This window comes from Shewanella xiamenensis, assembly GCF_024971755.1.
GTDB lineage: Bacteria > Pseudomonadota > Gammaproteobacteria > Enterobacterales > Shewanellaceae > Shewanella > Shewanella xiamenensis.
Genome location: NZ_CP079718.1, coordinates 732,284 through 757,249, shown reverse-complemented (window position 1 = coordinate 757,249; position 24,966 = coordinate 732,284). Strand labels below are relative to the sequence as shown.

Sequence of the window (24,966 nt, the reverse complement as noted above, 5' to 3'; positions counted from 1 at the left end):
TATTATTGTGTTTTTTCAGTTTCAGCTTGAGGCTCCGCGGCTTGTACAGGCGTAGCATCACGCTTAGCTGGCTTATTTTTTTTAGACTGAGTCGCCTCTACTGGAGAGGATTTATACAGGGGGCCTTTTTGACCACAGGCCGTAATGAATAGGCTACCAATCAATAACAATAAAAACAGTCTCATTTTTCTCAACATCTGTGCATCTAGTGTCTAATCGTCTTATAATCGCACCCATCTTGACGAAAGCAAAGGACAGAAATGCATGGCCATGACAGATACAGAATTTCACCAGCTCGCCGATGACATGTTCCAAGCGATAGAGACCGCTATCGAAACCGCAATTGATGAACAAGATGCCGATGTGGATATTGATGCCAGTGGTAACGTGTTACAGCTAGAATTTGTCGATGGTTCGAAAATCGTAATCAACAAACAGGAACCTTTGCATGAAATTTGGGTAGCAACGCGTTTTGGTGGCTATCACTTTGGCTATGTAGAGGGGAAATGGCTTGATGGTCGTAATGGCGGCGAGTTTATGCCCTTTGTGCAGGACTCGATTCTACGCCAAAGCGGTATCGAACTCAGCCTCTCCTAAGCCGCGGCTTTATTCCTAAGCGGGAGGTCGCTCCCGCTAAAACTCCACATTGGCGTTATTGATATCCACCCCAAAGGGCATCACGGTTAGCTCACCCGCCACCCGTACTAAATGGAAAAACTGCGGAATATTAAACCGTGCTTTTGATGCATAAAATTCATCAAACACATAGTGATGGCTCACTTTGTTGACCAGTTCGCTCATATCTGAACCAGACTGCACATAATGACTCAGCTGATTTTCCTCATCGAGAATAAACACATCTAAGCTATCGGTGCGTTGCCGCAGAAAATACTGGATCGCTCCCTTGGCGGCAAAGTTTTGAATGATTTTCGGCATACTCGAAAAAGGGTCATCCCCCAACTCTGGCCGAGGCAATTGTACTAAATGACTACGAGCAAGTTGCTGATAAAAAGATTTGGCATCACTCAAGTCCTGATAGGCCATCCCCAAAGGATTAAAAAAGATCCCGTAACGGGTATGACTAATCTGCAGCGGCTGTACTAAGGTGCTCGATTGTTGCACCTGTTGGCAGAGTCGCACCGTTTGTTTAAGCAAGTTTTTCACCGCTAACTTAAGTTGTGGCCTGAGCTTTTGCGAACAGCTAATCACATCCATATCCACGGGATGAGTCGCTCGCCTTAGCCCTGGTGTGACAAACGCGAGTGCCTGCAATACTGCGGTTTCGCCCTCAAAACGATGACACTGCCACTCCCCCCAACTATTAAGGCAAATAGCATCGAGGGCGCCGAGCATATTTTCCTGCTTACGACCCAATGAAAACACGTTGGCATTCATGACATCGACTATCATCTCTTGCCCTTGCCAATGGATAGTAGGATCACAGTCGAGGTTTAGGATAAAAATGAGTTTTCTAAAATGCCAAGGCTGACATAGGTCAAGCTTTGAGACCCGCCAATCATGATCGATAAAATTAAGTAATCGTTTTGAAGCGTCGGTCAACCTTCGGGATTTAATCTTACTCTGGCCAAACTCATACCATTTGGTTTCTGGCGTCGATACCCCATTTAAGCAAGCCCAAATCATCAGCGCTGACGGGCTTTTCCCTTTGCAAATAGCAGATTCACCTAACAGATTCTGCGGCTTTGGCCCCTGGCGGTAGAGGTAATATTGATTTTCCTTGTTACTGGACACCATGGTTACTTCAGATTCAGCAACCGAGTGGCTCCAGAGCAAATTCAGCTTGGCGATTTGGTCTTCATCTTGGCTAAAGTAAGTATGTAGTTTGCGAGTGAGCATCCCCAACTCTTCAATCCTGAGTCCTTCGTTTAGCTCATGGGTGGAGGCGAAACGCAGTAAGGTTTGATAACTCGCTAGCAGCAATTCATTAAGCTGCTCATTAAACCAATTGAGCTGGCCACTATGCCAATGCTCACAATCATCTAAGGTAGTAATTAAACTGTTGGGCCACTGCCACTCTTGCACCAACTTTTGCATTTTGGCATAGCGCCAATCTTTACCTTGGTCAGACACACTTAAGAACACGCCACATTTTAGATAAAAACAGCGGCGCACAATTTCCAGCCGACGACTATCATTCTGCTTTAATAAATAGGCTTCAATCGCCTCATAAATTGCATAATAAGCATCGTTAGCAGTAGAAAAATCCCCTGCTAAGGTCTTTTGCCAAAGCCGGTCACACAGTAACTGAGAATGGGGATACTCACTGGCATAAGCCTCAAGCAAAAGTACTTTAATCAACGCTTTATGCGGCTTATTTAAGCCTTTATAAAGCTGCCAAAGCGAGGCACCAAAATACTCGCTTGCCGGTAACTCGTGCACATTACCAAGATATAGCAATTCAGGATTGAGCTTAGCATCAGGCCACCATGCAATAGTTTTACCCGCCAAGCGAATTTGGCTGCGATAAAACTCCTCAAGCAACAGCCAATGCTGCGTACTGCCACTGTGCTCATGAGCCATAGAAGACTGGCAACCGGTACGCTGTGAGATATCACCACAAAATTGCAGTGGATGAACCAAGTAAAAATTCACCTCAAACTGATACTCTGCAAACCAAGCGGTTAGTCGTTCCGTTTTTAATTTAACCAAGGCTAAGTCGTCATCACACAAATCCTCATGATGGACTAGCCACACATCCACATCACTTTTTGCATTCTGACCAAAGCTAGCTGTACTGCCCATGGCATATATCCCTTCGAAGGCATAACAATCCATGTCATTAGGTATAAAAGGCAGCGTAAACACATCACAAGCCTGGGCTTCTATTGAGCCCGCTTTGTAACCATAAATACCGCAAGGCGTATTAGGATCAACGTATCCTGGATACTGAACGCTATTCTGTTGAAGTAAAAAGGGGATCAAACGGAACAAATGCTTTTGCAACGGAGACAACAAGGCTAAGGCCCGTGCAATACGAACCTGATTAAGTCTTTCTGCAATATCAGGAAACTGGCCTTGCTGATCCATCCTAGAACACGACACTTAAGCACAATTGAGAAGTGTGCTCATGTTAACACTTTTGCAAAGCTGAGCAACCAAATGAGATGTCCATCACACTTTTGTACTATTTAGAACACCGCCGACTTCAAAGAATCGATACGGCTTCCTTACATTCGCGAATAGCCAATGTTAGCATTGGCGCAACTAAGATCTCGGATGGAAACTAGGCATGTCTGAAAACCGCATACGTATCGCTACCCGCAAGAGTCCGCTGGCCATGTGGCAAGCTGAATTTGTTAAAGCAGAATTAGAACGCGTTCACCCAGGAATTGTGGTGGAGCTATTGCCAATGAGCACTAAGGGCGATGTTATCTTAGACACGCCATTAGCGAAAGTTGGTGGTAAAGGCTTGTTTGTGAAAGAACTCGAAGTCGCTATGCTCGAAGACCAAGCCGATATCGCCGTACACTCGATGAAAGACGTGCCAGTAGATTTCCCCGAAGGCTTAGGGTTGGAAGTGATTTGTGAACGCGAAGATCCACGCGATGCCTTTGTGTCTAACCTTTATAAGTCAATCAGTGAGCTGCCACTCGGTGCCACGGTAGGCACCTCAAGCCTACGCCGTCAGTGCCAACTGCGCGCCTCACGCCCAGACCTGATTATCAAAGATCTGCGTGGCAACGTGGGTACTCGCCTCGCGAAACTCGATAACGGCGAATACGATGCGATTATCCTGGCTGCGGCGGGTTTAATTCGCCTGAAATTATCAGAACGTATTGCCAGCTTTATTTCTGCGGAAGAATCCTTACCCGCAAACGGTCAAGGTGCTGTCGGTATTGAATGCCGCACTAACGATGAACGCGTTAAAGCATTATTGGCACCATTAGAACACTTAGAAACGCGCTACCGAGTCATCGCCGAGCGCGCCATGAATACTCGCCTCGAAGGTGGTTGCCAAGTTCCTATTGGCGCCTTTGCCGAAATAGATGGTGATGAGATGACACTGCGCGGCCTCGTTGGTAATCCAGATGGTAGCGAAATCATCGAAGGCGTGATCACAGGTCCAAAGACCGAAGCGACGCAACTCGGTGTTGCCCTTGCTGAAGAACTACTAAGCAAAGGCGCTAAAAGCATCCTCGACGCTGTTTACGCCAAAGCCTAAGACGATGAAAGTCTTACTGACGCGCCCCGAGGGGCGCAATCAGTCGATGGTCGATGCCTTGAATGAAAGAGGCATCGAACACTGCGTGACGCCACTGCTCTGCGTTGAGGCCACGCCCCCTCTGCCGCCAGACTCTTCGCATCCACTCGCTAATGTCGATATGGTTATCTGTATCAGCGCCAATGCCGTCAGCTTTGCTGATGCTGCGTTTAAAGTCGATACTGCCCAAGTTAAAGACTGGCCAAGCGTACCTTATTTCGCCGTAGGTCATGCGACTTGGGAAGCGCTGCAAGAGAAGGGAATTGAAGCTCTCGAAGCACCGGATGATTGTCAGCAAACAGAAGGCTTGCTGACATTGCCTGCACTGCAACATATCCAAGGCAAACATATCACTATCATTCGTGGTGTCGGTGGTCGTGAAGCCCTCGCTGAGCAACTGAGTGCCAGAGGCGCGAAGCTGCGCTATTGGGAAGTCTATCAACGCGCTTGCCCACCACTCGATGGCGCAGCGGTTAGCCAACACTGGCGAGACTTAGGGATAGATACTATTGTCGTGACGAGTGGTGAAGTACTGGATAATCTGATTAATCTAGTGCCAAAAGAGTTATTTGCATGGCTGCGCTCATGTCATATCATAGTCCCCAGTAACCGAGTAGAAGCTCAAGCTCATGCCTTTGGTATAACCCAAGTCACCAATGCCAATGCCGCCAACAGCAAAGCCGTGCTAAACGCCCTTAAACTCTAAGTGCTATTTAGCCCGATTTTACTCGAATTTCGGCAGTAGCATGATTTTAAGGACTGTTAAATGGATAACAACAAGCACGACGCCCAAAGCCCAGAGTCACAGGCTATCCCAGTTCTCGCCACATCGGTCAATACCGATGACGCTGCACCACACAACCAAGCTTCTGAGTCACAGGCAAGCAAGCCTGAAGAACAAGAAGTCAAACCTGCCGACACTAAGTCGCAAGCCAGCAAACCCAAATCGACCCAAGCTGCTCGCCAAGTGGTGCAAGTGAATCGTAGCTCATGGGCTATTCGTTTTGGTGTACTACTGGCCTTAGGCTTGACCGTTTGCACCATAGGTGGTGGCTATTTGCTGTATCAACAAATGCAGCAACAGCTTCAACTGCAAGAGACGAAAAATCTAGCCCTGCAAGATCAGTTGCAGCAGGCTTTACTCGTCCCAAATCAGCGTCTTGCACAACTTGAGCAACAACAACTCTCAGATGCAAAAACCTTCCAAGAGTTATCTAAGCTTGCCACAGATCAAAACCAGTTACAGGACAGACTAGAGAAACTGGCCCAGCGCAGCCCAACCCACTGGATGGCCTCAGAAGCCGAATATCTAGTAAACATGGCTGGACGTAAGCTTTGGCTCGAAAAAGATCCACGCACGGCAACCGATTTATTAAAATCCGCGGATGAAACTATTGCCGCGATGAACAACCCCGCATTACTGCCAATCCGTAAGGCATTGGCAAAGGATATTGCGGCGACCACCAATATTAAGAGTTTGGATATTGAAGGTGGTGTATTAGCACTCGATGCCTTAATCGACCAACTTGACAAATTGCCGCTAAATCGTGCCGATACTGAAGCAAGCACGGCTGAAGATACGACCATTTCCGGCGATCTTAACGATTGGCAAAGTAATCTGAGTAAAACCTGGAAGGCGTTGACTCAAGATTTTATTACTATTCGTCATCGCACCGCCGATGCGCCAGCCCTACTTGCTCCAGAGCAACAATGGTATTTGGTTGAGAATATCCGCCATAAACTGCTGCAATCACAACTGGCACTCTATCGCTATGATAGAGCCGCTTATCATCAATCACTGATGATGGCGCGCCAGTGGATCCAAACCTATTTTGATGTTCAAGCGCATCAAACTAGCGAGGCCATTGCCGAAATCGACAAGTTGGCAACACTCGATCTTGACCCTATTACGCTGAAATCCTTTGCCGCTAAACCGCTGTTATTACAGTTAACCAGCTATGGTGAACTCACCTCTGCAGAGGAACCGCAGCTATGATTAAGGCATTAATATTTCTTGGTATTATACTTTTAGGCCTGTGTATCAGCCCCTGGATTGTTGGCAATACTGGCTATGTGTATATTGCCGCGGGTGATTACCAGCTTGAGACCAGTTTAGTTTTTGGCATCGTCATGTTAATCGTGTTTTATGCGCTATTCCAAGTACTGGAATGGTTAGTGATCATTGTGATTAATCTGCTGCTTCGTAGCCGTTTTATCCCGCAGCATTGGCGTCGCCGGTCTGCCAAGAAACACACTTTGATGGGCGCACTCGCGATTGCCGAAGAAGATTGGCCAGCGGCAGAACGCGCCATGATTAAAGGGGCCGACAACGGTGAACTGCCAGCATTAAATTTGTTAGCCGCTGCACGTGCTGCTCAACATCAAAATAAAACTGCTGAGCGAGATCAATATCTTGCCCGCGCAGAAGCGCAGCCTATGACGGCCAATGCGGTAGCAACCACTCGTACCCGTTATTTACTCAAACAAGGTGAATTAGCCTTAGCCAGAGCCGAGCTCGATAAGTTAGCCCCAACTAGCAAGAGTAAAGCCCCTGTGCTGAAACTCGCCCTCGAGTTATATCGCGCCCAGGAAGATTGGGAAGCGCTTAAGCTATTGCTCCCAATACTGAAGAAACGCCAGATCTTAGAGGATGCAAAGTTAAATACGCTGAATGTTGAAACCCATTGCGCCCTATTAAAAGCGGCGAGTCTAAAAGGGGAAGAAGCCCTAGAACAATGCTGGCAATGGCTTTCACGCGATGAACGTAACCAGTCTGAGTTTTTAGCGATTTATGCCATGGGCTTATGCCGCTTCAATCGTAAAGACCAAGCGCTTAAATTACTCTCGAAAAAGCTACGTAGCTCGCCAGAGTCTGCACTGTTAGAAGTGATCCCACAGATCGTCACCGCCCATGACGAAGAGATCCGCAAGCAATTACTCAAGCATGAAATCACCCATGAGAACAATGCTGATTACCAACGGTGTTTAGCGCTACTCTACCAACAAACCCGGGATATGAAAGAAGCCAAAATCCGCTGGCAGAATGTTTGTCGTCTTGCTCCGAGTAAAGACTCTTGGCTGGCGTTAGCACGTATTCAAGAGCAACTTGGCGAACAAGGTCATGCTAACCAAAGCTATCGTCAGGCAGTAAACCTATAATTTCTATCAACCGCAATCCATTAGGCGGATTGCGGTCCCTCCTCATTCAACCTTGAACATACTTGCCGCACATCATTTATAAAATATTAAACCCGATCTTAAGAATAATTTGTTATTAATATGTTTATTTTGATAGTTAAGAGACACTAAATGCAGTTTCTTTTGCGTTTTAAGATACTACATCTAGTTCTGTCACTTTTAAGTGCCATTTTTTCGTACTCCACCCCTTAAAATCCAGTTATAGCAAGCCATTCCGGCGCGTCAAAAAATTGACTTACACACGCGGCCAAGCTAAAATTTAGCCACTTGTATCACAATTCAGCATATTTGTTGAATTTGTGCATCTTCGGATTAACACACTTTGGCTGTTGGGAGCTAATTATGGGATCGATCATTACAACAAAGAAAGGTTTGCTGAAACTTGTTAAAGGGCAAATCGAAGTCGAGGTTAATGGTTCAAATCAACCCGCTAAGGATGGCGAACAACTCCCAAAGGGTGCAGTTCTCCATATCGGCGAAAACGCGACTTATGAAATCACTTTCGATGATGGCACCAAGCTGTCTAATGAAATAGAAGTTAATCCAGCATCTGCTGCGGTTGTTGCCCCAGTAACAGGTGAAGCCACACCTGATGAAATTCAAGCATTACAAGATCTTATTGCTTCAGGTGAAGACCCAACTAAAAATTTACCTGAAACCGCAGCAGGGAATGCACCAGCCAGTGATGGTAACTCTGGCTATGTTAGCCTTGCTCGTGATGGTTCAGAAGCTCTCGCCACATCAGGTTATAGCACTTCTGGACAAACACTAGCCGCATTTGCACCCGACTCTCCCGAACAGTCAATTGCCACAGACTCCCCATCCTTGCTCGTTAACGACAGCATTACCGTAGATGAAGACTCCGCTGCCACCGGTAACGTCCTTAGCAATGACAGTGATATTGACAGTACCTTGTCTGTTGTCAGCTTCACCGTAAACGGCAATACCGTGACTGCGGGCACCACTGTTGCCTTAGAAGGCGGCAGTTTAATCATCAACGCCGACGGCTCTTACACCTTCACGCCCAACGCCAACTGGAATGGCACAGTACCGGTGATTACTTACACCACCAACACTGGTGCAACCGCCACCTTAACCATTAATGTCACCCCAGTGGATGATCCATCAGTCTTGGTTAACGATACCAATACCGTTGCTGAAGATTCCGTTGCCACCGGTAACGTCCTTAGCAATGACAGTGATATTGACAGCACCTTGTCTGTTGTCAGCTTCACCGTAAACGGCAATACCGTGACTGCGGGCACCACTGTTGCCTTAGAAGGCGGCAGTTTAATCATCAACGCCGACGGCTCTTACACCTTCACGCCCAACGCCAACTGGAATGGACAAGTACCAGTCATCACCTACACCACCAACACTGGATCAACCGCCACCTTAACCATTAATGTCACCCCTGTGGATGACCCATCAGTCTTGGTTAACGATACCAATACCGTTGCTGAAGATTCCGTTGCCACCGGTAACGTCCTTAGCAATGACAGTGATATTGATAATACCTTGTCTGTTGTCAGCTTCACCGTAAACGGCAATACCGTGACTGCGGGCACCACTGTTGCCTTAGAAGGTGGCAGTTTAATCATCAACGCCGACGGCTCTTACACCTTCACGCCAAACGCCAACTGGAATGGCACAGTACCGGTGATTACTTACACCACCAACACTGGTGCAACCGCCACCTTAACCATTAATGTCACCCCAGTGGATGACCCATCAGTTCTTGCCAACGACACAAATACTGTCGATGAAAATACGGTAGCAACTGGTAACGTGCTAGATAACGATAGCGATGTGGACAATGAACTGTCCGTGACCAGCTTTACAGTCAACGGTCAAACGGTTGCAGCAGGCACCACAGTTACTTTAGAAGGCGGTAGCTTAGTCATCAATGCCGACGGCTCCTACACATTTACGCCTAACGAATTCTGGAATGGCCAAGTACCCGTCATTACTTACACCACCAATACTGGCTCAACCGCAACATTAACGATTAATATCACTCCGGTTGCAAATGGCGGTCCTAGTGTCACTATCACTACAGACACTAACAATGACGGCTTCATCAGTAATGAAGAACTTGGTGGAGCAACCGAAGTAAACGTCACTATTGGCTTGGAGGGTACTGGCGCGAATGCGGGAGATACGCTCACAGTTAATGGTGTTGATTACATCCTAACGCAGGAAGACATAGATAATGGATTTGTTAATCTAACGCTTCCAGCTCCTGATGAAGGTGAAACAATCACTGTCGTTGCAACCATAACTGATGCAGCAGGCAATACCTCACCAGAAGGCAGTGATTCCGCAGTTCTGGATACTACAGGTCCAGTGATCACTGTGAGTGCACCCGATGACACGCAAGATACAACGCCCACTATCACTGGTACAACCGATGCTCCTCCAGGTAGTACTATCACTATCGTTGTTACCGACAGTACGGGAGCACAACAAACTCTTACAACTACGGTTAACCCAGATGGAACTTATGCAGTTGATGTGACCAATCCTATCGCTGAAGGTGGCTACACTGCAGATGCTTCAGTCACAGATCCTGCAGGTAACACAGGAAAAGCCAGCGATAACGGCAGCGTCGACACCAAGATTGACCAAGACGGTGACGGTAACACCGTGGCCATCACCGCCATCACCCAAGACACCGGCAGCTCCAGCAGTGACTTTATCACCAACGACAACACTCTGATTTTCAAAGGTACTGTCGATTTAGGTGACAACAGCACCTTAGCCGTCACCATCAATGGTGTGGTTTACACCACCGCCAACGGCTTAGTGATTGATGCGCAAGGTAACTGGAGCGTCGACCTGACCGGTACTGTGCTGCCTGACGGCACTTACCCTGTCAGCGCCACCGTCACCGACGTGGCCGGCAACAGCAAAACCGTTACCCAAGATGTGGTGATTGACACCAAGATTGACCAAGACGGCGACGGTAACACCGTGGCCATCACCGCCATCACCCAAGACACTGGCAGCTCCAGCAGTGACTTTATCACCAACGACAACACTCTGATTTTCAAAGGTACCGTCGATTTAGGTGACAACAGCACCTTAGCCGTCACCATTAATGGTGTGGTTTACACCACCGCCAACGGCTTAGTGATTGATGCGCAAGGTAACTGGAGCGTCGACCTGACCGGTACTGTGCTGCCTGACGGCACTTACCCTGTCAGCGCCACCGTCACCGACGTGGCCGGCAACAGCAAAACTGTTACCCAAGATGTGGTGATTGACACCAAGATTGACCAAGACGGCGACGGTAACACCGTGGCCATCACCGCCATCACCCAAGACACCGGCAGTTCCAGCAGTGACTTTATCACCAACGACAACACTCTGATTTTCAAAGGTACTGTCGATTTAGGTGACAACAGCACCTTAGCCGTCACCATCAATGGTGTGGTTTACACCACCGCCAACGGCTTAGTGATTGATGCGCAAGGTAACTGGAGCGTCGACCTGACCGGTACTGTGCTGCCTGACGGCATTTACCCTGTCAGCGCCACCGTCACCGACGTGGCCGGCAACAGCAAAACCGTTACCCAAGATGTGGTGATTGACACCAAGATTGACCAAGACGGTGACGGTAACACCGTGGCCATCACCGCCATCACCCAAGACACTGGCAGCTCCAGCAGTGACTTTATCACCAACGACAACACTCTGATTTTCAAAGGTACCGTCGATTTAGGTGACAACAGCACCTTAGCCGTCACCATTAATGGTGTGGTTTACACCACCGCCAACGGCTTAGTGATTGATGCGCAAGGTAACTGGAGTGTCGACCTGACCGGTACTGTGCTGCCTGACGGCATTTACCCTGTCAGCGCCACCGTCACCGACGTGGCCGGCAACAGCAAAACCGTTACCCAAGATGTGGTGATTGACACCAAGATTGACCAAGACGGTGACGGTAACACCGTGGCCATCACCGCCATCACCCAAGACACTGGCAGCTCCAGCAGTGACTTTATCACCAACGACAACACTCTGATTTTCAAAGGTACCGTCGATTTAGGTGACAACAGCACCTTAGCCGTCACCATCAATGGTGTGGTTTACACCACCGCCAACGGCTTAGTGATTGATGCGCAAGGTAACTGGAGCGTCGACCTGACCGGTACTGTGCTGCCTGACGGCATTTACCCTGTCAGCGCCACCGTCACCGACGTGGCCGGCAACAGCAAAACCGTTACCCAAGATGTGGTGATTGACACCAAGATTGACCAAGACGGCGACGGTAACACCGTGGCCATCACCGCCATCACCCAAGACACTGGCAGCTCCAGCAGTGACTTTATCACCAACGACAACACTCTGATTTTCAAAGGTACCGTCGATTTAGGTGACAACAGCACCTTAGCCGTCACCATTAATGGTGTGGTTTACACCACCGCCAACGGCTTAGTGATTGATGCGCAAGGTAACTGGAGCGTCGACCTGACCGGTACTGTGCTGCCTGACGGCACTTACCCTGTCAGCGCCACCGTCACCGACGTGGCCGGCAACAGCAAAACCGTTACCCAAGATGTGGTGATTGACACCAAGATTGACCAAGACGGCGACGGTAACACCGTGGCCATCACCGCCATCACCCAAGACACCGGCAGCTCCAGCAGTGACTTTATCACCAACGACAACACCCTGATTTTCAAAGGTACTGTCGATTTAGGTGACAACAGCACCTTAGCCGTCACCATCAATGGTGTGGTTTACACCACCGCCAACGGCTTAGTGATTGATGCGCAAGGTAACTGGAGCGTCGACCTGACCGGTACTGTGCTGCCTGACGGCATTTACCCTGTCAGCGCCACCGTCACCGACGTGGCCGGCAACAGCAAAACCGTTACCCAAGATGTGGTGATTGACACCAAGATTGACCAAGACGGCGACGGTAACACCGTGGCCATCACCGCCATCACCCAAGACACTGGCAGCTCCAGCAGTGACTTTATCACCAACGACAACACTCTGATTTTCAAAGGTACCGTCGATTTAGGTGACAACAGCACCTTAGCCGTCACCATTAATGGTGTGGTTTACACCACCGCCAACGGCTTAGTGATTGATGCGCAAGGTAACTGGAGCGTCGACCTGACCGGTACTGTGCTGCCTGACGGCACTTACCCTGTCAGCGCCACCGTCACCGACGTGGCCGGCAACAGCAAAACCGTTACCCAAGATGTGGTGATTGACACCAAGATTGACCAAGACGGCGACGGTAACACCGTGGCCATCACCGCCATCACCCAAGACACCGGCAGCTCCAGCAGTGACTTTATCACCAACGACAACACCCTGATTTTCAAAGGTACCGTCGATTTAGGTGACAACAGCACCTTAGCCGTCACCATTAATGGTGTGGTTTACACCACCGCCAACGGCTTAGTGATTGATGCGCAAGGTAACTGGAGCGTCGACCTGACCGGTACTGTGCTGCCTGACGGCACTTACCCTGTCAGCGCCACCGTCACCGACGTGGCCGGCAACAGCAAAACCGTTACCCAAGATGTGGTGATTGACACCAAGATTGACCAAGACGGCGACGGTAACACCGTGGCCATCACCGCCATCACCCAAGACACTGGCAGCTCCAGCAGTGACTTTATCACCAACGACAACACTCTGATTTTCAAAGGTACCGTCGATTTAGGTGACAACAGCACCTTAGCCGTCACCATTAATGGTGTGGTTTACACCACCGCCAACGGCTTAGTGATTGATGCGCAAGGTAACTGGAGTGTCGACCTGACCGGTACTGTGCTGCCTGACGGCATTTACCCTGTCAGCGCCACCGTCACCGACGTGGCCGGCAACAGCAAAACCGTTACCCAAGATGTGGTGATTGACACCAAGATTGACCAAGACGGTGACGGTAACACCGTGGCCATCACCGCCATCACCCAAGACACCGGCAGCTCCAGCAGTGACTTTATCACCAACGACAACACCCTGATTTTCAAAGGTACCGTCGATTTAGGTGACAACAGCACCTTAGCCGTCACCATTAATGGTGTGGTTTACACCACCGCCAACGGCTTAGTGATTGATGCGCAAGGTAACTGGAGCGTCGACCTGACCGGTACTGTGCTGCCTGACGGCACTTACCCTGTCAGCGCCACCGTCACCGACGTGGCCGGCAACAGCAAAACCGTTACCCAAGATGTGGTGATTGACACCAAGATTGACCAAGACGGCGACGGTAACACCGTGGCCATCACCGCCATCACCCAAGACACTGGCAGCTCCAGCAGTGACTTTATCACCAACGACAACACTCTGATTTTCAAAGGTACCGTCGATTTAGGTGACAACAGCACCTTAGCCGTCACCATTAATGGTGTGGTTTACACCACCGCCAACGGCTTAGTGATTGATGCGCAAGGTAACTGGAGCGTCGACCTGACCGGTACTGTGCTGCCTGACGGCACTTACCCTGTCAGCGCCACCGTCACCGACGTGGCCGGCAACAGCAAAACCGTTACCCAAGATGTGGTGATTGACACCAAGATTGACCAAGACGGCGACGGTAACACCGTGGCCATCACCGCCATCACCCAAGACACCGGCAGCTCCAGCAGTGACTTTATCACCAACGACAACACCCTGATTTTCAAAGGTACTGTCGATTTAGGTGACAACAGCACCTTAGCCGTCACCATCAATGGTGTGGTTTACACCACCGCCAACGGCTTAGTGATTGATGCGCAAGGTAACTGGAGCGTCGACCTGACCGGTACTGTGCTGCCTGACGGCACCTACCCTGTCAGCGCCACCGTCACCGACGTGGCCGGCAACAGCAAAACCGTTACCCAAGATGTGGTGATTGACACCAAGATTGACCAAGACGGCGACGGTAACACCGTGGCCATCACCGCCATCACCCAAGACACCGGCAGCTCCAGCAGTGACTTTATCACCAACGACAACACCCTGATTTTCAAAGGTACTGTCGATTTAGGTGACAACAGCACCTTAGCCGTCACCATCAATGGTGTGGTTTACACCACCGCCAACGGCTTAGTGATTGATGCGCAAGGTAACTGGAGCGTCGACCTGACCGGTACTGTGCTGCCTGACGGCACTTACCCTGTCAGCGCCACCGTCACCGACGTGGCCGGCAACAGCAAAACCGTTACCCAAGATGTGGTGATTGACACCAAGATTGACCAAGACGGCGACGGTAACACCGTGGCCATCACCGCCATCACCCAAGACACTGGCAGCTCCAGCAGTGACTTTATCACCAACGACAACACTCTGATTTTCAAAGGTACCGTCGATTTAGGTGACAACAGCACCTTAGCCGTCACCATTAATGGTGTGGTTTACACCACCGCCAACGGCTTAGTGATTGATGCGCAAGGTAACTGGAGCGTCGACCTGACCGGTACTGTGCTGCCTGACGGCACTTACCCTGTCAGCGCCACCGTCACCGACGTGGCCGGCAACAGCAAAACCGTTACCCAAGATGTGGTGATTGACACCAAGATTGACCAAGACGGCGACGGTAACACCGTGGCCATCACCGCCATCACCCAAGACACCGGCAGCTCCAGCAGTGACTTTATCACCAACGACAACACCCTGATTTTCAAAGGTACTGTCGATTTAGGTGACAACAGCACCTTAGCCGTCACCATCAATGGTGTGGTTTACACCACCGCCAACGGCTTAGTGATTGATGCGCAAGGTAACTGGAGCGTCGACCTGACCGGTACTGTGCTGCCTGACGGCACCTACCCTGTCAGCGCCACCGTCACCGACGTGGCCGGCAACAGCAAAACTGTTACCCAAGATGTGGTGATTGACACCAAGATTGACCAAGACGGCGACGGTAACACCGTGGCCATCACCGCCATCACCCAAGACACCGGCAGCTCCAGCAGTGACTTTATCACCAACGACAACACCCTGATTTTCAAAGGTACCGTCGATTTAGGTGACAACAGCACCTTAGCCGTCACCATTAATGGTGTGGTTTACACCACCGCCAACGGCTTAGTGATTGATGCGCAAGGTAACTGGAGCGTCGACCTGACCGGTACTGTGCTGCCTGACGGCACTTACCCTGTCAGCGCCACCGTCACCGACGTGGCCGGCAACAGCAAAACCGTTACCCAAGATGTGGTGATTGACACCAAGATTGACCAAGACGGCGACGGTAACACCGTGGCCATCACCGCCATCACCCAAGACACTGGCAGCTCCAGCAGTGACTTTATCACCAACGACAACACTCTGATTTTCAAAGGTACCGTCGATTTAGGTGACAACAGCACCTTAGCCGTCACCATTAATGGTGTGGTTTACACCACCGCCAACGGCTTAGTGATTGATGCGCAAGGTAACTGGAGCGTCGACCTGACCGGTACTGTGCTGCCTGACGGCACCTACCCTGTCAGCGCCACCGTCACCGACGTGGCCGGCAACAGCAAAACTGTTACCCAAGATGTGGTGATTGACACCAAGATTGACCAAGACGGCGACGGTAACACCGTGGCCATCACCGCCATCACCCAAGACACCGGCAGTTCCAGCAGTGACTTTATCACCAACGACAACACTCTGATTTTCAAAGGTACTGTCGATTTAGGTGACAACAGCACCTTAGCCGTCACCATCAATGGTGTGGTTTACACCACCGCCAACGGCTTAGTGATTGATGCGCAAGGTAACTGGAGTGTCGACCTGACCGGTACTGTGCTGCCTGACGGCATTTACCCTGTCAGCGCCACCGTCACCGACGTGGCCGGCAACAGCAAAACCGTTACCCAAGATGTGGTGATTGACACCAAGATTGACCAAGACGGTGACGGTAACACCGTGGCCATCACCGCCATCACCCAAGACACCGGCAGCTCCAGCAGTGACTTTATCACCAACGACAACACCCTGATTTTCAAAGGTACCGTCGATTTAGGTGACAACAGCACCTTAGCCGTCACCATTAATGGTGTGGTTTACACCACCGCCAACGGCTTAGTGATTGATGCGCAAGGTAACTGGAGCGTCGACCTGACCGGTACTGTGCTGCCTGACGGCACTTACCCCGTCAGCGCCACCGTCACCGACGTGGCCGGCAACAGCAAAACTGTTACCCAAGATGTGGTGATTGACACCAAGATTGACCAAGACGGCGACGGTAACACCGTGGCCATCACCGCCATCACCCAAGACACCGGCAGTTCCAGCAGTGACTTTATCACCAACGACAACACTCTGATTTTCAAAGGTACTGTCGATTTAGGTGACAACAGCACCTTAGCCGTCACCATCAATGGTGTGGTTTACACCACCGCCAACGGCTTAGTGATTGATGCGCAAGGTAACTGGAGCGTCGACCTGACCGGTACTGTGCTGCCTGACGGCACTTACCCTGTCAGCGCCACCGTCACCGACGTGGCCGGCAACAGCAAAACCGTTACCCAAGATGTGGTGATTGACACCAAGATTGACCAAGACGGCGACGGTAACACCGTGGCCATCACCGCCATCACCCAAGACACTGGCAGCTCCAGCAGTGACTTTATCACCAACGACAACACTCTGATTTTCAAAGGTACCGTCGATTTAGGTGACAACAGCACCTTAGCCGTCACCATTAATGGTGTGGTTTACACCACCGCCAACGGCTTAGTGATTGATGCGCAAGGTAACTGGAGCGTCGACCTGACCGGTACTGTGCTGCCTGACGGCACTTACCCTGTCAGCGCCACCGTCACCGACGTGGCCGGCAACAGCAAAACCGTTACCCAAGATGTGGTGATTGACACCAAGATTGACCAAGACGGCGACGGTAACACCGTGGCCATCACCGCCATCACCCAAGACACCGGCAGCTCCAGCAGTGACTTTATCACCAACGACAACACCCTGATTTTCAAAGGTACTGTCGATTTAGGTGACAACAGCACCTTAGCCGTCACCATCAATGGTGTGGTTTACACCACCGCCAACGGCTTAGTGATTGATGCGCAAGGTAACTGGAGCGTCGACCTGACCGGTACTGTGCTGCCTGACGGCACTTACCCTGTCAGCGCCACCGTCACCGACGTGGCCGGCAACAGCAAAACCGTTACCCAAGATGTGGTGATTGACACCAAGATTGACCAAGACGGCGACGGTAACACCGTGGCCATCACCGCCATCACCCAAGACACTGGCAGCTCCAGCAGTGACTTTATCACCAACGACAACACTCTGATTTTCAAAGGTACCGTCGATTTAGGTGACAACAGCACCTTAGCCGTCACCATTAATGGTGTGGTTTACACCACCGCCAACGGCTTAGTGATTGATGCGCAAGGTAACTGGAGCGTCGACCTGACCGGTACTGTGCTGCCTGACGGCACTTACCCTGTCAGCGCCACCGTCACCGACGTGGCCGGCAACAGCAAAACCGTTACCCAAGATGTGGTGATTGACACCAAGATTGACCAAGACGGCGACGGTAACACCGTGGCCATCACCGCCATCACCCAAGACACCGGCAGCTCCAGCAGTGACTTTATCACCAACGACAACACCCTGATTTTCAAAGGTACTGTCGATTTAGGTGACAACAGCACCTTAGCCGTCACCATCAATGGTGTGGTTTACACCACCGCCAACGGCTTAGTGATTGATGCGCAAGGTAACTGGAGCGTCGACCTGACCGGTACTGTGCTGCCTGACGGCACCTACCCTGTCAGCGCCACCGTCACCGACGTGGCCGGCAACAGCAAAACTGTTACCCAAGATGTGGTGATTGACACCAAGATTGACCAAGACGGCGACGGTAACACCGTGGCCATCACCGCCATCACCCAAGACACCGGCAGCTCCAGCAGTGACTTTATCACCAACGACAACACCCTGATTTTCAAAGGTACCGTCGATTTAGGTGACAACAGCACCTTAGCCGTCACCATTAATGGTGTGGTTTACACCACCGCCAACGGCTTAGTGATTGATGCGCAAGGTAACTGGAGCGTCGACCTGACCGGTACTGTGCTGCCTGACGGCACTTACCCTGTCAGCGCCACCGTCACCGACGTGGCCGGCAACAGCAAAACCGTTACCCAAGATGTGGTGATTGACACCAAGATTGACCAAGACGGCGACGGTAACACCGTGGCCATCACCGCCATCACCCAAGACACTGGCAGCTCCAGCAGTGACTTTATCACCAACGACAACACTCTGATTTTCAAAGGTACCGTCGATTTAGGTGACAACAGCACCTTAGCCGTCACCATTAATGGTGTGGTTTACACCACCGCCAACGGCTTAGTGATTGATGCGCAAGGTAACTGGAGCGTCGACCTGACCGGTACTGTGCTGCCTGACGGCACTTACCCTGTCAGCGCCACCGTCACCGACGTGGCCGGCAACAGCAAAACCGTTACCCAAGATGTGGTGATTGACACCAAGATTGACCAAGACGGCGACGGTAACACCGTGGCCATCACCGCCATCACCCAAGACACCGGCAGCTCCAGCAGTGACTTTATCACCAACGACAACACCCTGATTTTCAAAGGTACTGTCGATTTAGGTGACAACAGCACCTTAGCCGTCACCATCAATGGTGTGGTTTACACCACCGCCAACGGCTTAGTGATTGATGCGCAAGGTAACTGGAGCGTCGACCTGACCGGTACTGTGCTGCCTGACGGCACCTACCCTGTCAGCGCCACCGTCACCGACGTGGCCGGCAACAGCAAAACCGTTACCCAAGATGTGGTGATTGACACCAAGATTGACCAAGACGGCGACGGTAACACCGTGGCCATCACCGCCATCACCCAAGACACCGGCAGTTCCAGCAGTGACTTTATCACCAACGACAACACTCTGATTTTCAAAGGTACTGTCGATTTAGGTGACAACAGCACCTTAGCCGTCACCATCAATGGTGTGGTTTACACCACCGCCAACGGCTTAGTGATTGATGCGCAAGGTAACTGGAGCGTCGACCTGACCGGTACTGTGCTGCCTGACGGCATTTACCCTGTCAGCGCCACCGTCACCGACGTGGCCGGCAACAGCAAAACCGTTACCCAAGATGTGGTGATTGACACCAAGATTGACCAAGACGGTGACGGTAACACCGTGGCCATCACCGCCATCACCCAAGACACCGGCAGCTCCAGCAGTGACTTTATCACCAACGACAACACTCTGATTTTCAAAGGTACCGTCGATTTAGGTGACAACAGCACCTTAGCCGTCACCATTAATGGTGTGGTTTACACCACCGCCAACGGCTTAGTGATTGATGCGCAAGGTAACTGGAGTGTCGACCTGACCGGTACTGTGCTGCCTGACGGCATTTACCCTGTCAGCGCCACCGTCACCGACGTGGCCGGCAACAGCAAAACCGTTACCCAAGATGTGGTGATTGACACCAAGATTGACCAAGACGGTGACGGTAACACCGTGGCCATCACCGCCATCACCCAAGACACTGGCAGCTCCAGCAGTGACTTTATCACCAACGACAACACTCTGATTTTCAAAGGTACCGTCGATTTAGGTGACAACAGCACCTTAGCCGTCACCATTAATGGTGTGGTTTACACCACCGCCAACGGCTTAGTGATTGATGCGCAAGGTAACTGGAGTGTCGACCTGACCGGTACTGTGCTGCCTGACGGCATTTACCCTGTCAGCGCCACCGTCACCGACGTGGCCGGCAACAGCAAAACCGTTACCCAAGATGTGGTGATTGATACTCAATCTGCCGCCGCACCGACAGTCACGATTGATGAAGACTTAAATAACGATGGCTTCATTAACACAACCGAATTAACAGGACCGGTAAATATCACCGTTACTGTAGGACTTGGCACCTCGATCGGTGATTTATTAATAGTTAAAGATCAGGCTGGTAACACCCTATTTAATGGGCTAGTCACTCAAGAAATTTTAAATAATGGCTTACAACTCGAAATCATCGCTCCAGCCATCGGTACTAATCTAGTAATCACGGCTGTTGTTACTGATCAAGCAGGAAATAGCACTTCTGGACAAGATCAGGCCAGGTTGACCGATTCAGCAGATGACAGCAAAACTGTCGTTGAGGACACCGTCGCCAGCGGCAACGTGTTAACCAACGATGAAGCGGGCAATACCAGCGTGGTCAGCTTCACCGTCGCGGGCAGCAGTGTGGTGCATAACGCCGGCAGCAGCGTCGTGCTGACAGGCGGCACCTTAGTGCTCAATAGCAACGGTAGCTACAGCTTTACCCCTAATGCCAACTGGAACGGTGCAGTCCCGGTCATTACGTACACCACCAACACCGGTGCCACTGCGACCCTGACTATCACGGTCACACCAGACAACACCGATGCGGCCAATGACAGCAAAACTGTCGTTGAGGACACCGTCGCCAGCGGCAACGTGTTAACCAACGATGAAGCGGGCAATACCAGCGTGGTCAGCTTCACCGTCGCAGGCAGCAGTGTGGTGCATAACGCCGGCAGCAGCGTCGTGCTGACAGGCGGCACCTTAGTGCTCAATAGCAACGGTAGCTACAGCTTTACCCCTAATGCCAACTGGAACGGTGCAGTTCCAGTCATTACGTACACCACCAACACCGGTGCCATAGCGACCCTGACCATCACGGTCACACCAGACAACACCGATGCGGCCAATGACAGCAAAACTGTCGTTGAGGACACCGTCGCCAGCGGCAACGTGTTAACCAACGATGAAGCGGGCAATACCAGCGTGGTCAGCTTCACCGTCGCAGGCAGCAGTGTGGTGCATAACGCCGGCAGCAGCGTCGTGCTGACAGGCGGCACCTTAGTGCTCAATAGCAACGGTAGCTACAGCTTTACACCTAATGCCAACTGGAACGGTGCAGTTCCAGTCATTACGTACACCACCAACACCGGTGCCATAGCGACCCTGACCATCACGGTCACACCAGACAACACCGATGCGGCCAATGACAGCAAAACTGTCGTTGAGGACACCGTCGCCAGCGGCAACGTGTTAACCAACGATGAAGCGGGCAATACCAGCGTGGTCAGCTTCACCGTCGCAGGCAGCAGTGTGGTGCATAACGCCGGCAGCAGCGTCGTGCTGACAGGCGGCACCTTAGTGCTCAATAGCAACGGTAGCTACAGCTTTACCCCTAATGCCAACTGGAACGGTGCAGTTCCAGTCATTACGTACACCACCAACACCGGTGCCATAGCGACCCTGACCATCACGGTCACACCAGACAACACCGATGCGGCCAATGACAGCAAAACTGTCGTTGAGGACACCGTCGCCAGCGGCAACGTGTTAACCAACGATGAAGCGGGCAATACCAGCGTGGTCAGCTTCACCGTCGCCGGCAGCAGTGTGGTGCATAACGCCGGCAGCAGCGTCGTGCTGACAGGCGGCACCTTAGTGCTCAATAGCAACGGTAGCTACAGCTTTACACCTAATGCCAACTGGAACGGTGCAGTTCCAGTCATTACGTACACCACCAACACCGGTGCCATAGCGACCCTGACCATCACGGTCACACCAGACAACACCGATGCGGCCAATGACAGCAAAACTGTCGTTGAGGACACCGTCGCCAGCGGCAACGTGTTAACCAACGATGAAGCGGGCAATACCAGCGTGGTCAGCTTCACCGTCGCGGGCAGCAGTGTGGTGCATAACGCCGGCAGCAGCGTCGTGCTGACAGGCGGCACCTTAGTGCTCAATAGCAACGGTAGCTACAGCTTTACACCTAATGCCAACTGGAACGGTGCAGTCCCGGTCATTACGTACACCACCAACACCGGTGCCACTGCGACCCTGACTATCACGGTCACACCAGACAACACCGATGCGGCCAATGACAGCAAAACTGTCGTTGAGGACACCGTCGCCAGCGGCAACGTGTTAACCAACGATGAAGCGGGCAATACCAGCGTGGTCAGCTTTACCGTCGCAGGCAGCAGTGTGGTGCATAACGCCGGCAGCAGCGTCGTGCTGACAGGCGGCACCTTAGTGCTCAATAGCAACGGTAGCTACAGCTTTACACCTAATGCCAACTGGAACGGTGCAGTTCCAGTCATTACGTACACCACCAACACCGGTGCCATAGCGACCCTGACTATCACTGTCACCCCCGCAGATGATCCAGTGACGATCATTAATACGGTTGGACCATTAAATGTTTATGAGTCGGCTTTAGCAAATGGCACCGGTAATCCGAGTACAGGACAAACATCTGCTCAAGGCAGCATGAGTATTACGGCTAATGATGGGTTAAATAGAATAGAAGTTACAAACTCTGTTGGCATAACCTCAACTTTAACATTAGCAACACTACTAAGTGCATCATTAACATCCCCAATTGTTATTGCTGGTGCTAATGGAACGCTTTACATTACTGGTTATAGCAATGGTCAGTTGCAATACACCTATACTCTTACCCATGCTCAAACTCATTCTACGCAAGGAAGTGATACGCTTAATGATAATTTCCAAGTTAAGGCTATCGACACCGATGGCGATTTTGCGACAACGACAATAACAACGACCGTCCATGATGATGTTGCTACTGCGCATAATGATACTGACCAACTAGAAGTAGTTTTAGACTCCTTTAACTTCTCCGGTATTGTGGCAAATTGGACAACTATCAACGGCGGCTCAGATGTCAGGAAGTTTGATGGTCCTGACAATGATAGCGGCAAAGATCAAGTCCGCTGGGGTGATCCTGCGAGCTATAATGGAAGTCAATCGGGATATGGTTTTGCTGACAATGATGCCGCTCTAAATGGCTCATTATCACTAAACCAAGATATAGTACTTGGTACTTTCACTCACTATAACTACCCAATTGATTCAGGCACATCTATCACATCTGCAACAATGCAAATCACTTTTAATGTGACTGATGCCTATGGTGTTACAACACCTGTAACTTTAACACTCAACTTTAGCCATAATGAAACGCCGAACGATGGTCCAGATCCTAGGGATATAGTGACTGTAGGGCAAACAAGTGTAACCTTTAATTACGAAGGTCAAGTTTACACAATGCAAGTCATTGGTTTTAAAGATAGTAATGGCAATATAGTTACTTCGATTTATACCAATGAAAATGATGCAACTAGCTATCAACTAGTGGTTCGTATGGTGGCGGGTAATGGATATACGTTGCCGCATACCGATGGCAATGTACTAACCAATGATACAACTGGTGCAGATATTGCTGTTACAGTCATTGGAGTTGCTAATGGTGACCATACAAATACGGGCGTATCAGGCCATGTAGGTACAACTATTAATGGTCTTTACGGCACATTGATACTTTATGCTGATGGAACCTATCACTATCAATTGACTGCGAGTGCAGATCTAATCCCTGCCTCTGGTGCAACAGAAACCTTTACCTACACTATGCAAGATGGTGATGGAGATAGATCAAGTGCAACACTAAAAATTAATGTGAGCCCCGTAAATGCTGATGGCGTCAACCTTGTCGATGCCAATGCGTTTACAACTCAAGGTTCTAGTTTGAATGATACTATCGTTGTGACAAATGGTGAAAACTCATCCAGTCACAATCGTCTAAATGTTACTTTTGGTGGTGGTTTAAGTGGCATCATTACAAACAGCAGTGAACAAAAAATTGTTTCTTCTGGAGCTAACAAAAAGAGCTATAGCACTACTGATGCTCAAATTGTAAGTGGAGGTGATGGTAACGACCATATCGAAACAGGTAGGGGCGATGACGTTATATACGCTGGCAAAACTGGTGCAATTGGTTATGGAACTGATGATCAACTCGAGTTATCAGTGAATGCTCTATCAACTCACCATATAATGACAGGCACATTAAGCGGTACAAATAGCATCGTTGATAACGATGGCTTGTTATTAGCCAATGATGTTGCATCTCAAAGAGCTGATGTTGTGAACGGTGGCAGCGGTGATGACCGAATTTATGGTCAATCCGGCTCTGACATTCTCTATGGTCATACAGGAAATGATTATATTGACGGCGGCAGCCATAACGATGCGCTTCGCGGCGGTGAAGGCAACGATACCTTAATTGGTGGCCTTGGTGATGATGTACTACGTGGCGATAGTGGCGCAGACACCTTCGTATGGCGCTATGCTGATGCCGACAAAGGTACTGACTATATTATGGACTTTAAGGTCGGTGAAGATAAGCTCGATCTAAGCGACTTACTCCAGGGTGAAACGGCGAATACGTTAGAAAGCTATCTAAGCTTTAGCTTAAACAATGGTTCAACCGTGATCGATATCGATGCAAACAAGGATGGCACGTTCGATCAACACATTGTGCTTGATGGGGTTAACCTCTATAGCCAATTTGGTGCAACGGATAATGCGGGTATTATTAATGGATTGCTCGGAAGCAATGGTAATGGCCCACTCATTATTGATACAGCGCCACCAGTAACACCTGATGCACCTCAAGGAGTGACACCACTGACCGATCCACACAACAATATCATTCCTTAATAAAAAATCAGTTCGGATGGCCTATAGAAATATAGGCC

8 protein-coding genes are annotated in these 24,966 nt (G+C 50.4%); 6 read left to right on the top strand and 2 right to left on the bottom strand.

From position 1 onward, the window contains the following. Positions 1-2 precede the first annotated feature (2 nt). Positions 3-197, bottom strand: a complete 195-nt coding sequence (gene lptM / locus KXJ80_RS04395; protein WP_037422991.1) for an LPS translocon maturation chaperone LptM — start codon at positions 195-197, stop codon at positions 3-5. Positions 198-264: 67 nt separating this feature from the next. Between lptM and cyaY the strand changes: the two genes are divergently transcribed. Continuing rightward, positions 265-597, top strand: a complete 333-nt coding sequence (gene cyaY, locus KXJ80_RS04390) for an iron donor protein CyaY (protein WP_037422994.1) — start codon at positions 265-267, stop codon at positions 595-597. Positions 598-633: 36 nt separating this feature from the next. Here the strand turns inward: cyaY and KXJ80_RS04385 are convergent, their stop codons facing one another. Next, positions 634-3,048 (bottom strand): class I adenylate cyclase, encoded by a 2,415-nt coding sequence (locus tag KXJ80_RS04385; RefSeq protein WP_218737913.1) that lies wholly within the window; start codon positions 3,046-3,048, stop codon positions 634-636. Positions 3,049-3,250: 202 nt separating this feature from the next. Here KXJ80_RS04385 and hemC point away from each other — a divergent pair, with 202 nt between their 5' ends. The 5 genes from hemC to KXJ80_RS04360 all read left to right on the top strand — a co-directional run bounded on the left by hemC (position 3,251) and on the right by KXJ80_RS04360 (position 24,928). Continuing rightward, complete coding sequence (gene hemC, locus KXJ80_RS04380; RefSeq protein WP_037430190.1) at positions 3,251-4,183, top strand: hydroxymethylbilane synthase; 933 nt, start codon at positions 3,251-3,253, stop codon at positions 4,181-4,183. Between the two features lie 4 nt (positions 4,184-4,187). Continuing rightward, positions 4,188-4,928 carry a uroporphyrinogen-III synthase gene (locus KXJ80_RS04375; protein ID WP_037423004.1) on the top strand — a complete coding sequence of 247 codons (741 nt, stop codon included), beginning with the start codon at positions 4,188-4,190 and terminating at the stop codon, positions 4,926-4,928. A gap of 60 nt (positions 4,929-4,988) precedes the next feature. After that, positions 4,989-6,218, top strand: coding sequence for a uroporphyrinogen-III C-methyltransferase (locus KXJ80_RS04370; protein WP_099457342.1), 1,230 nt, complete (start codon positions 4,989-4,991; stop codon positions 6,216-6,218). Continuing rightward, complete coding sequence (locus KXJ80_RS04365; protein ID WP_099457341.1) at positions 6,215-7,381, top strand: heme biosynthesis HemY N-terminal domain-containing protein; 1,167 nt, start codon at positions 6,215-6,217, stop codon at positions 7,379-7,381. Before KXJ80_RS04370 ends, KXJ80_RS04365 begins: the two co-directional genes overlap by 4 nt. 381 nt (positions 7,382-7,762) lie before the next feature. Then, complete coding sequence (locus KXJ80_RS04360; RefSeq protein ID WP_259474532.1) at positions 7,763-24,928, top strand: Ig-like domain-containing protein; 17,166 nt, start codon at positions 7,763-7,765, stop codon at positions 24,926-24,928. Positions 24,929-24,966: the final 38 nt, after the last annotated feature.